Here is a 14,295-nt window from a genome sequence, read left to right on the forward strand (position 1 = left end):
GTGACATTGATAGCAACTTACAGCAAAGCGCAGAAATAAATACGGTTGCCAATTCGTTACCTCTATTTTAACCTTTCGTTTAAACCTCTTATAAATAAAGAGGTTATAAAAGTCTTCCAGAATTACGGAAAAACTATGAAATTGAACGAAAAGCAGATACAATTCATGCAAGAATCCCTGAGTGTGGAGCTTGTAGGGATGCTGATGGAAGAGTGGCATTGTAGCATGGAAGAAGCGTTGGATATGTATTATAATTCGGATACGTTCGACCGTCTTTCCAATCCATCCATAGGGCTTTACTATCAAAGTGCAGGCTATGTGTATGATTACCTGCAAAACGAACTTCGTATAGGAAGAATGAGCTGAAACTTTCCATTCGTTTATTGGACAATAAAAAAGCGGAGCGCCCCAATCGTGCGCTCCGCTTTCTTATAGTAAGCTATGTTTGTTGTGAGAAATTACAGGATTCCTTGTGCCATCATCGCCTTTGCCACCTTCATGAATCCGGCAACGTTGGCGCCCTTCACATAGTTGACGTAGCCGTCAGCTTCTGTACCGTATTGTACGCAGGCTTCGTGGATGTTCTTCATGATGCTCTTCAACTTCTCGTCCACCTCTTCGGCGCTCCAGCTCAGTTTGATGGAGTTCTGGGTCATTTCCAGACCGGATACGGATACACCGCCGGCATTTGCCGCCTTGCCCGGAGCGTACAGGATTTTGGCTTCCTGGAATACGCGGATAGCTTCGGGGGTAGAAGGCATGTTGGCACCTTCGGACACGGCCATTACGCCGTTGGCAATCAGTTTGCGGGCATCGTCGCCGTTGATTTCGTTCTGAGTGGCGGAGGGCAGGGCGATGTCTGCTTTCTCACTCCAAGGACGGGCACCTTCTACATACTTCACGCCCGGATATTGTTCGGCGTATTCGCGGATACGCCCACGGTAGAGGTTTTTCAGTTCCATGATGTAGTCCAGTTTTTCGCGGTCGATGCCGTCCGGGTCATAGATGTAACCGTCGGAGTCGGACATGGTCAATACTTTACCGCCCAGCTGCAATACTTTTTCAGCTGTATATTGGGCAACGTTACCCGAACCGGAAATCAGGCAGGTCTTTCCTTGCATGTCGATACCTTTGGTTTTCAGCATTTCCATCAGGAAGTAGATGTTGCCGTAGCCCGTAGCTTCTGGACGAATCAGGGAGCCGCCGAACTCACGACCCTTGCCAGTGAAGGTACCGGTGAACTCGTGGGACAGTTTCTTGTACATGCCGAACATGAAGCCTACTTCACGGCCGCCTACGCCGATGTCACCGGCAGGAACGTCGGTCTCAGGACCGATGTGGCGCCATAGTTCCAGCATGAAGGATTGTACGAAACGCATCACCTCTGCATTGGACTTGCCACGCGGAGAGAAGTCCGAACCGCCTTTACCGCCACCCATAGGCAGGGTTGTCAATGAGTTTTTGAAAGTCTGCTCGAAGGCGAGGAACTTCAAGATGCTCAGGTTTACGGAAGCGTGGAAGCGGACACCGCCTTTGTAGGGGCCGATGGCATTGTTATGTTGTACGCGGTAGCCCATGTTGGTCTGTACGTTGCCTTTGTCATCCACCCAAGTCACGCGGAACTGGTAAACACGGTCGGGGATGCAAAGACGTTCAATCAGGTTGGCTTTGTCAAACTCCGGGTGCTTGTTGTACTCCTCTTCAATGGTAGAAAGCACTTCTTCCACTGCTTGATGATACTCCGGTTCGTTGGGGAATCTTCTTTTTAAATCTTCTAATACCTTTGCTGCATTCATAATTCTATTTCTCTTATAGGTTTATTCTTTTTTAAAGTTGACGAGGAGATGACTTATAGTCTTGTTCCCTTGTCTTCTTGTTTCTTTATTGCGGTTGCAAAAGTATATATAAAAATCAAATATGCAAACAATTTATAAAGAAAATACGGTATAAAGCAACATTTTTGTTGTTTTATACCGCAAAAATGAACAAAAAGATACTGTTTATCCTCTTTTCAGAGACTTAATGACGGGAATAAACACCAAAGCTGCCGAAAAGGCAAGCGTCAGGATGATTGGACCGTCAATTCGTTCGGCGGAAATCAATACGATGTAGCAAAGTGCCGCCCAAAGCAGCGTGATGCAAACGATTTGGAATTTCGATAACGGCCGTCTCATTTGCCTGCTTTCTTTTTGTCAACAATGGCGTCAATGACTGCCACTGCCGTGATGTTTACGATGTCGCGTACGGAACTTTCAAAGTCGGTGAAGTGGATGGGCTTGTTCAGACCCATCTGGATGGGACCAATCAGTTCGGAATCCGTATCCATCGCCTGCAACAGTTTGTAGGCGGAGTTGGCTGAACTCAGGTTCGGGAATACCAATGTGTTCACATCCTTTCCTTTCAGACGTGTGAAGGGATATTTGGCATCGCGCAGTTCGCGGTTCATGGCAAAGTTCACCTGCATTTCGCCATCGATGGCAAGGTCGGGATAGTTCTGCTGCATGTAGTCCACGGCTTCGTGTACGTTTACCGGGCTTCCTTCTTTGTCGGCGCCGAAGTTGGAGTAGCTCAACATTGCCATGACCGGCGTGTGGTTGAAGAAGCGGACGGTATGTTCCGACAACTTGGCGATGTCAATCAGCGTTTCGGCATCGGGATGGCGGTTGATGAGCGTATCAGCAAGGAAGAAGGTGCCTTTCTTGGAGTTCAGGATGTGCATGGTGCCGAAGTGTTTGTATTCGGGACGGATACCAATAACCTCCTTGACCACTTTGATGGTGTTGCTGTACTTGGTGTAGAGTCCGGTGATGAAGGCATCCGCTTCGCCCGTCTCCACCATCATCATGCCGAAGTAGTTGCGTTCGAACATTTTGTCGTTCGCCTCTTCGTAGGTGACGCCTTCGCGGGCACGCTTCTCGGCGAGGATGCGGGCGTAGCGTTCGCGGCGCGGTGCTTCATTGGGGTGGCGCAGGTTGACGATTTCGATGCCTTCGAGGCTGAGGTCTAGTTCCTTGGCAAGCTTTTCGATGGCTTCGTTGTTACCTAATATAATAGGATGGCAGATGCCTTCTGCCTTTGCCTCTACAGCGGCTTTCAGCATGTTGGGATGGATGCCTTCGGCGAAGACCACGCGCTGCGGGTTGCGGCGGGCGGTGTCGTAGAGCTGGCGGGTTAGTTTGCTTTCCTGGCCCATCAGTTCCTTCAGGTGCTGGCGGTAGGCTTCCCAGTCGATGATGGGGTGGCGTGCCACTCCGCTTTCGATGGCTGCCTTCGCCACTGCCATGGATACTTCGGTGATGAGGCGCGGGTCCACGGGTTTCGGGATGAAGTAGTCGGGACCGAAGGTGAAGTTGTTCACGCGATAGACTTCGTTGACGATGTCGGGCACGGGTTGCTTGGCAAGGTCGGCGATGGCATGCACGGCGGCAAGCTTCATCTCTTCGTTGATGGCTTTGGCAGCTACGTCGAGAGCACCACGGAAGATGTAGGGGAAGCCGATGACGTTGTTTATCTGGTTGGGGTAGTCGCTACGTCCGGTGGACATCAGCACGTCGGGGCGTGCGGCCATCGCGTCTTCGTAGGAGATTTCGGGTACGGGGTTGGCCAGGGCGAAGACGATGGGTGTGTCTGCCATGCTCCGTATCATCTCTTGTGTCAGTACGTTGCCTTTGGAGAGGCCGAGGAAGACATCGGCACCGCGGACAGCCTCTTCCAGTGTGTGGATGTCGCGACGGTCGGTGGCGAAGTAGCGTTTGGTCTCGTTCAGTCCTTCGCGGTCGCTGGTGATGACTCCTTTGGAGTCCAGCATCACAATGTTCTCGTGCGTGGCACCCAGTGCCTCATACAGCTTGGTACACGAGATGGCGGCGGCACCGGCTCCGTTCACCACAATCTTCACCTCTTCTATCTTCTTGCCCGCCACTTCCAACGCGTTCAGCAGTCCAGCGCTGGAGATGATGGCGGTTCCGTGCTGGTCATCATGCATCACGGGGATGTCCAGCTCCGCTTTCAGGCGGCGTTCTATCTCGAAGCATTCGGGTGCCTTGATGTCTTCCAGGTTGATGCCGCCAAAGGTGGGGGCAATCGCCTTGACGGCTTCCACAAATTTGTCGGGGTCTTTTTCGTTGACTTCAATATCGAAGACGTCGATGCCTCCGTAAATCTTGAACAGCAGTCCTTTGCCTTCCATCACCGGCTTGCCTGCCATGGCGCCGATGTCTCCCAATCCGAGCACGGCGGTTCCGTTGGAAATGACAGCAACCAGATTGCCTTTGGCGGTATATTTGTAGGCATCCTGCGGATTCTTCTCGATTTCGAGGCACGGTTCAGCAACGCCCGGCGAGTAGGCGAGCGAAAGGTCAGTTTGTGTATTGTAGGGCTTGGTGGGCACTACTTCAATCTTGCCCGGTTTGCCTTGCGAATGGTAGAGCAAGGCGGCTTCTTTAGTAATCTTCACCATAGTAGAATAGTTAAATGAATGATAATCGAGCCGCAAATGTAGGGATAAAAGTTTTAATTTGTAGTTCGCTGCCCATAATTTCTATTAGTTTTATCAGTGAATTTGCTGAAAAATGATTATTTTTGGCATTTTTATTAGAGAATACCTTCATTTATTAATTTAATATCGATGTGAAATGAGCTTTATGAGATTCTTTTTGGTGGGATGGTCGCTTTTTGCCTTGATGTCAATCGTGGGATGTAAAGCGGACAAAGAGCAGAAAGCACCGGTTGCTCTGACATGGGAGATGGGCGCTACCAATGTTGAACCCGGATATTATGAGAATACCTTCGTTCTTAAGAACATATCTGACGAACCGTTGTCTAAAGAATGGGCTATCTATTATTCCCAACTTCCGCGCAAGGTAAAACAGGGAACTCCGGCTGTCAGAGTAGAGGTGGTGAATGGCAACTTCTTCAAAATATCGCCTACGGAGCAGTTTGTTCCGTTGGCTCCGGGCGATTCGATGCGGATTACCTTCCGTTGTACCTATAAAGTAGATAGAAATTCCCAAGTGCCCGAAGGCACTTATTGGGTGGAAACCGTGGATGGAAAGGAAGGGAAACCACTGCCTGTAATGATGAATGCGCGTCCGTTGCCTTCTCCTGAGTCGTTGAAGGGCTATCCGGATGCTTCCCGGATTTATGAATCCAATCTTCGCCTGGCGGATGCTCCTGCGTTGAAAGGGTCGGATATCCTGCCATCTGTGAAGAAGGCTGTGCCGATGGAAGGGAGTCTCACGTTGGAAGGAAAAGTCGCTTTAACTTTTTCCGATGAATTCTCCGTGGAGGCCGGTCTGTTGAAGGATAAGTTGACGGGTGTTTATGGTTTGGAGGTGACGGAAACGGCTCCTGTGTCGATTGTACTTGAACCGTTGGCCGATAAGGAAGAGGCTGTCAACGATGAGTATTATGCGTTGTGTGTAGGAAACGGGCAGATCAAGATAAGTGCGGCTACTTCGCATGGCATCTTCAACGGCACTCAGACTTTGTTGGCTATGCTGAAGGGTAAGCAGCGCCCTTATCAGCTGAAAGCTGTCTCTATTCAGGATTATCCGGATTTGGCGTATCGCGGACAGATGATAGATATTGCCCGGGACTATACCACGCCCGAGAACATGAAGACGCTGATTGACGTGTTGGCTTCTTATAAAATGAATGTCCTGCATTTCCATTTCAGCGATGATGAAGGCTGGCGCTTGGAGATTCCCGGTTTGGAGGAACTTACTGCCGTAGGAAGTCGTCGGGGGCATACCACGGATGAGAGCAGCTGTCTTTATCCTTGTTATGATGGTGGGTATGACCCTGATGCGGCGACTCCCGGCAACGGATATTACACCCGTGAGGCGTTTATCGACTTGCTGAAATATGCGAACGACAGACATGTGCGTGTGATTCCCGAAATAGAATCTCCGGGGCATGCCCGTGCCGCCATTGTTTCGATGAAAGCTCGTTACAACAAGTATATAGAAACCGATCCGGAGAAAGCGACCGAATACATGCTGAGCGAGCCGGAAGATACTTCCCGTTATATGTCCGTTCAGTACTACACAGACAATGTCATGAATGTGGCTTTGCCTTCCACTTATCGTTTTATGGAAAAGGTAATCCGGGAAATCGACGCCATGTATAAGGAAGCGGGTGCTCCGTTGGCTACCATACATTTAGGCGGTGATGAGGTGCCGCATGGTGTATGGATGGGGTCTCCCAAATGTCAGGCGTTGATGAAGGAGAAGGGAATGGTTCAGACACACGACCTGTCGGAATACTTCATCACGCAGTTGGCGGATATCATGTACCGAAACGGACTGAAAGTCAGTGGTTGGCAAGAGGTGGCTTTGGGACATACGGAAGAGGCGCATCGGCAGCTGAGGTCGCAGACTGCGGGAGTCTATTGCTGGAGTACCGGCCCCGGTTCGGACGAAGTGGTTTATCAGACTGCCAACAATGGTTATCCGGTTATCCTTTGCAACGTAGGCAATTTCTATATGGATATGTCTTACAACGGTCATCCTGATGAAGGAGGCCTCGATTGGGGAGGTTATGTGGATGAGTCCATTTCATTTTCGATGCTTCCGTATAGCATTTACCGTTCTTTGCGAGCGGATAGGAAGGGTAATCCGATAGACCTGGATAAGGCTGCGAAGGGAAAGGTCGCTTTGACCGAAGTTGGTAAACACAATATAATAGGTGTGCAGGGGCAACTGTTTTCCGAGACTATCCGTAACTTTGAAAGTGTGGAATATATGTTGTTCCCAAAACTGATGGGATTGGCAGAACGTGGTTGGGAGGCCCGTCCGGCATGGGGAGTTTTGTCCGGTGTGCAAGAGGAACAGGCATTCAATCGGGCTTTGGCACTCTATTACGAGAAAATCAGCAAGGATGAAATGCCACATTGGGCGAAAATCGGTGTGAATTTCCGGTTGCCGCAACCAGGATTGCGGGTTAAGGAGGGCACGCTTTATGCCAATGTGGCCATTAATGGGGCGGAAATACGCTATACAACCGATGGTTCGGAACCTACCGCACAATCGATGCTGTGGAAGGAACCGGTGAAATGTGATGCTTCGGTGGTAAAGGCGAAAGCATTCTATCAAGGCAAGGAGAGCCTGTCGATTCTATTGAAAGTGGAGTGATAAAGTATATTGAATAAAAAAAAGTAGGTGTGCCGAAGCGATGGAAACGAATCGTCATTCGGCACACCTACTCTGTTTTATGCTGTCTTTTCTTTTATGCGTTCAGTGCTTGTTGAATGTCGGCGATGATATCTTCGACATTTTCGATACCTACTGAGAAGCGAATCAGGTCGGGACGTACGCCAGCTTCCATCAATTGCTCGTCTGTCAGCTGGCGGTGCGTATGGCTGGCGGGATGCAGTACGCAAGTACGGGCATCTGCCACGTGAGTGACAATGGCAACCAGTTTCAGCGAGTCCATAAACTTGATGGATACGTCACGTCCTCCCTTCAGACCGAAGGTGACAACACCACACGAGCCATTCGGCATATATTTCTGCGCCAGTTCGTGGAATTTGTCGCCCGGCAGTCCGCAATAGTTCACCCATGCCACCTTTTCGTTTTTGGAAAGGTATTCGGCAACGGCTTGTGCATTCTTGCAGTGTTGCGGCATGCGCAGGTGCAGGGTTTCCAATCCTAAGTTGAGCAGGAAGGCGTTTTCGGGCGATTGTATGCTGCCGAGGTCACGCATCAGCTGGGCCGTGGCTTTGGTTATATAGGCCATTTTGCCGAAGGCTTTGGTGTAAGTCAGTCCGTGATAGGATTCGTCTGGTGTGCAGAGGCCGGGGAATTTGTCGGCGTATGCTTCCCAATCGAAATTGCCGCTGTCCACGATGGCACCTCCTACGCTGGTGGCATGTCCGTCCATATATTTGGTGGTGGAGTGCACTACAATGTCCGCTCCCCATTCAAACGGGCGGCAGTTGATGGGGGTGGGGAAGGTGTTGTCCACAATCAGAGGTACCCCGTGGCTGTGGGCGATGCGGGCGAACTTCTCGATGTCGAGCACTTCCAATGTTGGATTGGAGATGGTCTCACCGAACAAGGCTTTGGTGTTCGGGCGGAAGGCGGCTGAGATTTCTTCTTCCGAGGCATCGGGATTGACGAAGGTGACGTCGATGCCCAGTTTCTTCATCGTTACGCCGAAGAGGTTGAACGTACCTCCGTAGATGCAGGAAGAGCATACGAAGTGGTCGCCTGCCTGGCAGATGTTGAAGATGGCGTAGAAGTTGGCTGCTTGTCCGCTGGAGGTCAGCATGGCGCCTACTCCTCCTTCGAGAGCAGCAATTTTGGCGGCAACGGCATCGTTGGTCGGGTTTTGCAGGCGGGTATAGAAATAGCCGCTGTCTTCCAAGTCGAACAAACGTGCCATCTGCTCACTGGTTTCGTATTTGAATGTGGTGCTTTGATAGATGGGGAGCACACGCGGCTCACCCTTTTTAGGATTCCACCCGGCTTGTACGCACAGGGTTTCGGGCTTGAATTGTTTTGCCATAATGCTATAGGTTTATTGTTTTTTTGTCTATTGTTGTATATATGAGCGCAAAAGTAGGGAAAAAAACATAACTTTGTGCGGAAATAGAATAAAATGTATGAATAGTAATAAGAATATAAAGCGGGTATCTTACCTGTTCATCATCCTCTTTGGCACGTTGTTTTCTTTGTCTGTTTCGGCGCAGGAAGAGCGCGACACTCCGAAACGTGGAGAGGGCATTTCGTCTTTTTTGGAGCGCAACGGGCGTCTGGGAAGAACCTACTATAAGGAATTCTTAAAGCTGAACGAGAAACGGCTAAATGGGAAAAAGGAGTTGCGGTTGGGCATGAATTATCTGTTGCCTCCGTTGCGAAGCCGTGGAGAGGAGGCAGACAGAGCAGATAATTTGACCGATAGGGCGAGCGCTTCCGTTTCTTCAGGAGAGGTTTGCAGGAAAAAGACAATCAACGAACCATTGTTTGGGAAAGCGCTTTCCCGCGTGGAAGTGACTTCAAATCGGTTGCAAGGTGCCTGTTTCTATGTGGTGAGTGGGCACGGCGGTCCCGACCCCGGTGCCATCGGCAAAGTGGGTAAGATTGAATTGCACGAGGACGAATATGCCTACGATGTGGCGTTGCGTCTTGCCCGCAATTTGATGCAGGAGGGGGCTGAGGTGCGCATCATCATTCAGGATGCCAAAGACGGGATTAGGGATGGCAACTACCTTGCCAACAGTAAACGCGAGACCTGTATGGGTGCGGCGATTCCACTGAATCAGGTGGCACGCCTTCAGCAACGATGTGCCAAAATCAACGAGCTTTATCGGAAAGACTGCAAGAAGTATAAATATTGCCGTGCCATCTTCCTGCACGTGGACAGCCGAAGCAAGAGGCAGCAGACCGATGTGTTCTTTTATCATGCCTTGAACAGTCCCTATGGCAAACGCCTTGCCACAACGATGAAGAAGACCTTTGAGTCAAAATATGGCAAGCATCAGCCCAATCGCGGTTTTACTGGAACGGTCAGTTCCCGTAATCTATATGTACTCTCCAACGCCGCGCCAGTCTCCGTATTCGTGGAATTGGGGAATATCCAGAACACGTTCGACCAGCGTCGTTTTGTCATCAGCTCCAATCGCCAGGCGCTGGCAAAGTGGCTGATGGAAGGATTTATTACGGACTATCAGAGAACGAAATAGACAGAAAACTTACAGTCGGCTCTTGTATATCTTCGCCATCGCCTTTTGGTATTGGTTTTCCAATTGCAGCAGATTGTTCTGGCTTTGATAGACTACCGATACTTCCACAAAATACTCAATCATACTGATTTGCCCTCCGGTGAGTGCCTGTTTCAGCAAGGCAAGGTCTTGTTGTTGCCGGAAGGTGCGCTTGTATTCCTCCATGGAGGTGTGCAGGCTGCGGGCTTCCTCATAGAGTTGCCATAAAGCGGAGCCGGTTTGCAGGGTGGCATTCTCCTTTTGGTATTCGAGGTTGACGGCTTGTGCTCTGGCTATCTTGACCTTGTGTCGGTTTTCAAAAAGGGGGAAGGAGAAACCTACCACGACACCGTTCAACGGATGTCCCGATTCGGTATTGCGGCGATACCCCAGTTCCAGTTTGGGAAGCCAGCCTTGCTTGCTTGTTGAGATTTGCTTGCGGGCGGCGGAGCTTTCTCCTTGCAGGGATTGCAGAGCGGGGTCGGCTGTCAGCAGTTCGTCCATCAGCGGACGGAAGTCTTCGGGCAGGGGGACGGTGGGGTATTCGGTCAGTCCGAGTACCTCTGCGCCGGGCGTAGTGTCGGGCAGGGGGCGTCCGGGAGTGAGCGGTTGGTCACCGTTAAGGGCAATCAGTTCTTTCAGCTTGTTGTTTAGCGTGGTCCGGTTGAGGCGGGATTCAGTTCGCACGTTCAGCAGTTCCAAGTTGATTTTGTTCGTTTCCAAGATGTTGGCATCTCCGGTTTCCAGTCGTTTGGCATATAGGATGGAAAGTTCTTCCGCATTTTTCAGCCGTTCGTCTAAGAGTGCCTGCTGGCGTTGCAGCATGATGATGTCCAGGCAAGTCTCTTTGGCTTGCAGCAGTATCTGTTGGCGGAAGGCGGTGGCTTGCGCATCCAGGGCATTTGTCTTCAGCCGGTTGGTCTTCCTGCGGCTGGCATAGAGGGTGGGGAAGTCGAAGCTTTGGGCCACCACCAGTTCACCTACCGTTTCGCTGCTGTTTCGGGAGTCCCACAAGTGGGCGTATGACAGGGTGGGGTCGGGTAGGTTGTTGTCGGCTTTGTTTTCCAGTTTCTGCGAGGAGATGAGTTGTGCGTTGGCTTGCAGTTCTTTGTTGTTCGTTTCTATCTGGCGCAGTATGGCATCGATGCCGGAGGTTTGTGCGTCCGTCTTTGCGAAGGAGAAGAGGAAGGCACTGAGAATAAGAATCTTTTTCATATTTTCCGTTTTCTTTTAGGCGCGGATTTCACGGAATTTTACCTTTTGTAAATCCGTGTAATCCGTGCCTGATTTATATCATTGTTTTTTCTGAGCGCGAGCACTTGTCGTTTTCATCATCAGATAGACAATCGGAATGATGAAACCATTCAGGAAGGTGGAGGTCAGCAGACCGCCGAGAATCACTTTCGCCATCGGACTTTGTATCTCGTTGCCCGAAAGGTTTCCGCCCAGTGCAAGCGGGATGAGTGCCAATGCACTGGATAGTGCCGTCATCAGGATGGGGTTCAGGCGGTCCAGCGAACCGCGGACCACACTGTCATAGACGCTGTACCCCTCTGCTTGTTGCAGTTGGTTGTAGTGGCTGATGAGCAGCATGCCGTTGCGGGTGGCGATGCCGAACAGCGAGATGAAGCCGATGATGGCGGGGATGCTGATTTCTCCCGTCGTGGCGAGTAGGGCGAATACGCCGCCTATCAGGGCAAGCGGCAGGTTGATGAGGATGATGGCGCTCTCTTTCACGCTGCGGAACTCATGGTAGAGCAGCAGGAAGATGACTACGATGGAGAAGAACGAGGTCAGCGCCAACGTACGGCTTGCCGCCTGCTCGCTTTCAAACTGGCCGCCGTATTCCACGTGGTAGCCTTCGGGCAGCTTTATCTGTTCGTCCACCCGGGTCCGGATGTCGTTCACCACGCTGCGCAGGTCGCGGTCGGCTACGTTGGCGGAAATGACGATTTTGCGTTTCACGTTCTCGCGGCTGATGGTGTTCGGACCCATTGCCGAACGGATGTCGGCTACGTAGTTCAGCGGAATCTTCTGGCCGTCGCCTGTGTCAATCATCAGGTCGCGGATTTTTTCCGCCTTGTTGCGTAGGTCGTCTCCGACGCGCACGGTCAGGTCGAAACTTTTGTTTTTCTCATAGACCAGAGAGACCGTCTCGCCTGCCAGACAGACATTGACGAACGCGGAAAATTCGGGCAGCGGGATGCCGTAGCGTGCCAGCATTTCCCGTTTCGGAACGATGACGAGTTGTGGGCGCTCTATCTGTTGCTCCACGTTCAAGTCGGCAATTCCGGGGATGTCTTGGATGGTTTTCTTTATTTCGTTGCCAAGGGAGAACATGCGGTTCAGGTCATCGCCGAAGAGTTTGATGGCGATGTTGGCCCTCGTGCCGGAGAGCATGGCGTCGATGCGGTGGCTGATGGGCTGTCCGATTTCCACATTTGCTCCGATAAGTGTGCCCAGCTTCTGGCGCACTTCGGCTACGAGTTCGCTGCGCGAGCGTTCTTTCAGTTCAAAGGGGGCCTCGATTTCCGATACGTTCACGCCCAAGGCATGTTCGTCCAGTTCGGCACGTCCTGTTTTGCGTGCCACGGTCTGTATTTCGGGAATGGAGAGCAGCAGCTCTTCGGCCCGCTGCCCCATCCGGTCGCTCTCTTCCAGCGAGATACCCGGCAGGGAAGAGACGTTGATGGTAAACGAGCCTTCGTTGAAGGGCGGCAGGAACGAGCGTCCCAAGGTGAAGAAGCAGGCAAGCGCTATCACGAACAGGCCGATGGTACCTGCCAGTACGCTCTTCTTGTGTGCCAGGACGACGGTCAGTGCCGCACCGTACCACTGCTTCATCCGGCGTGCCACGGCAGAGTCGCCGTTGCCCTCCTTACCGGATGTGGCCTTCGTATTAGTACTATTACGACACCCGTATTCGGTCGTGTACGCCTCCCGTAATCGTACTGTTACGACATCCGTAATAGTACTATTATGACACTCGTAATCGGTGTGGCTCTTTCCCCCCTCTTTCAGCAAGTAGGAGCAGAGCACCGGTGTCACGGTCAGCGCTACGAAAGTGGATGCCGCCAACGCCACAATGAACGCGATGCCCAGCGGCACCAGCATTCTGCCCTCCATACCGCTCAGGAAGAAGAGGGGGATGAAGCTGACGATGATAATCAGGGTGGAGTTGAGGATGGGCATACGCACTTCTTTCGAGGCGTTGAATACCACGTCGAGTGTGGAGAGCCGCTCTTCTGCAGGCTTCATCCGGTTCTCGCGCAGCCGTTTATAGACGTTCTCTACATCGACGATGGCATCGTCCACCAGCGAACCGATGGCGATGGCCATACCGCCGAGGCTCATCGTGTTGATGGTGAAGCCCATCGCGTGCAGGGCAAGGACGGAGGCGATGAGTGATAGGGGCAGCGTGACCAGCGAGATGACCGTGGTGCGCACGTTGGCGAGGAACAGGAAGAGAACGATGACCACGAATATGCCTCCTTCCAGCAATGACTTCTGCACGTTGCCGATGGAACTTTCGATGAAGCGGCTTTGGCGGAAGATGTCAGTGGACACTTTTACGTCGGCAGGCAGGTTCTTCTGCAAGTCTTTCAGCGCAGCCTCCAGTTTGTCGGTCAGCTCCAGTGTACTGGTGGCGGGCTGCTTGGTGACGGTCAGCAGCACGGCCTGTTTGCCGCGTTCGGAGGCGGTGCCCAGTTTGGGAAGTTTGGCGCCTATCCGCACGTTGGCGATGTCTTCCAGCAGGATGGGGGACGAAGAGACCCCGTTGCTTCTCACCACGGCTTTCCCTATTTGCTCCGCCCGGTCGGTGGAGAGCAGGCCGCGCACGATGTATTCATTTCCATATTCATAGAGTACGCCGCCGTTGGCGTTCAGGTTCATATCGCGGGTGACGTTCATCACTTCGTCCAGGCTTACGCCATAGTGGCGCATCCGCTCCGGGTCCAGTTGAATCTGATACTCTTTGATGTCGCCGCCCAATACGGCAACCTGTGCCACGCCGCCTGTGGAGAGCAGCCGGGGACGGATGGTCCAGTCGGCAATGGTGCGCAGATCAAGCATCGAGGTGGAGTCTGCCGTCAGCCCGACAATCAGCATCTCACCCAGAATGGACGATTGCGGTCCCAGCGTCGGCTTTCCCGCATTGGCGGGTAACGATTCGCTGACCACCGCCAGCTTCTCGCTGACAATCTGGCGGGCAAGGTAGATTTCCGTATCCCAGTCGAATTCCACCCAGACTACCGAGAATCCGTTGGTGGAGGAAGAACGTACGCGGCGTACGCCCGTTGCACCGTTCACCGCCGCTTCTACGGGGAACGTGACCAGTTGTTCCACCTCCTCTGCCGCCATTCCGTTGGCTTCGGTCATAATGACTACCATCGGCGCGTTGAGGTCGGGAAACACATCCACTTCTGTGTGTATGGCGGTGTATGTACCGCCAATCAGCAACAACATCGATGCTACCAGCACCAGCATGCGGTTGTGAAGAGAAAAATGTATGATTTTATTAAGCATGGTTTGAAATGTGATAATGTGGTAGGTAATGTGGTAATGTGATTGTGAGCTTGTCCCTTTAGCAT

General features: G+C 51.9%; 9 protein-coding genes. 3 read left to right on the forward strand and 6 right to left on the reverse strand.

Translation table 11 applies throughout. From position 1 onward, the window contains the following. Nucleotides 1-135: 135 nt before the first annotated feature. The gene (locus K2G43_RS10360; protein ID WP_297642084.1) at nucleotides 136-366 is read left to right on the forward strand and encodes a hypothetical protein; all 231 of its coding nucleotides are present in this window, start codon (nucleotides 136-138) and stop codon (nucleotides 364-366) included. Nucleotides 367-458: 92 nt separating this feature from the next. On the opposite strand, the gene K2G43_RS10365 is transcribed toward K2G43_RS10360, so the two are convergent. The 3 genes from K2G43_RS10365 to K2G43_RS10375 all read right to left on the reverse strand — a co-directional run bounded on the left by K2G43_RS10365 (nucleotide 459) and on the right by K2G43_RS10375 (nucleotide 4,459). Then, the gene (locus tag K2G43_RS10365) at nucleotides 459-1,796 is read right to left on the reverse strand and encodes an NADP-specific glutamate dehydrogenase (protein ID WP_297642086.1); all 1,338 of its coding nucleotides are present in this window, start codon (nucleotides 1,794-1,796) and stop codon (nucleotides 459-461) included. A 204-nt stretch (nucleotides 1,797-2,000) separates the two neighbouring features. Then, the gene (locus K2G43_RS10370) at nucleotides 2,001-2,174 is read right to left on the reverse strand and encodes a hypothetical protein (protein ID WP_297642088.1); all 174 of its coding nucleotides are present in this window, start codon (nucleotides 2,172-2,174) and stop codon (nucleotides 2,001-2,003) included. Then, nucleotides 2,171-4,459, reverse strand: coding sequence for an NADP-dependent malic enzyme (locus K2G43_RS10375; protein WP_300154892.1), 2,289 nt, complete (start codon nucleotides 4,457-4,459; stop codon nucleotides 2,171-2,173). Before K2G43_RS10375 ends, K2G43_RS10370 begins: the two co-directional genes overlap by 4 nt. Before the next feature lie 175 nt (nucleotides 4,460-4,634). Here K2G43_RS10375 and K2G43_RS10380 point away from each other — a divergent pair, with 175 nt between their 5' ends. Continuing rightward, on the forward strand, nucleotides 4,635-7,133 hold the full coding sequence (locus K2G43_RS10380; RefSeq protein ID WP_300154895.1) for a family 20 glycosylhydrolase: 2,499 nt from the start codon (nucleotides 4,635-4,637) through the stop codon (nucleotides 7,131-7,133). Nucleotides 7,134-7,227: 94 nt separating this feature from the next. On the opposite strand, the gene K2G43_RS10385 is transcribed toward K2G43_RS10380, so the two are convergent. Next, on the reverse strand, nucleotides 7,228-8,508 hold the full coding sequence (locus tag K2G43_RS10385) for an O-acetylhomoserine aminocarboxypropyltransferase/cysteine synthase family protein (protein ID WP_297643308.1): 1,281 nt from the start codon (nucleotides 8,506-8,508) through the stop codon (nucleotides 7,228-7,230). Nucleotides 8,509-8,605: 97 nt separating this feature from the next. On the opposite strand from K2G43_RS10385, the gene K2G43_RS10390 reads away from it, so the two are divergent. Continuing rightward, complete coding sequence (locus K2G43_RS10390; RefSeq protein WP_297643309.1) at nucleotides 8,606-9,685, forward strand: N-acetylmuramoyl-L-alanine amidase; 1,080 nt, start codon at nucleotides 8,606-8,608, stop codon at nucleotides 9,683-9,685. 9 nt (nucleotides 9,686-9,694) lie between these two features. Here the strand turns inward: K2G43_RS10390 and K2G43_RS10395 are convergent, their stop codons facing one another. Together K2G43_RS10395 and K2G43_RS10400 are read right to left on the reverse strand one after the other, a co-directional pair. After that, complete coding sequence (locus K2G43_RS10395; protein WP_300154899.1) at nucleotides 9,695-10,918, reverse strand: TolC family protein; 1,224 nt, start codon at nucleotides 10,916-10,918, stop codon at nucleotides 9,695-9,697. A 78-nt stretch (nucleotides 10,919-10,996) separates the two neighbouring features. Continuing rightward, on the reverse strand, nucleotides 10,997-14,230 hold the full coding sequence (locus K2G43_RS10400; RefSeq protein WP_300154902.1) for an efflux RND transporter permease subunit: 3,234 nt from the start codon (nucleotides 14,228-14,230) through the stop codon (nucleotides 10,997-10,999). Between the last annotated feature and the right edge of the window lie 65 nt (nucleotides 14,231-14,295).

It is taken from the genome of Bacteroides sp., from assembly GCF_029057325.1.
In the GTDB taxonomy this organism is placed as follows: Bacteria; Bacteroidota; Bacteroidia; order Bacteroidales; family Bacteroidaceae; genus Bacteroides.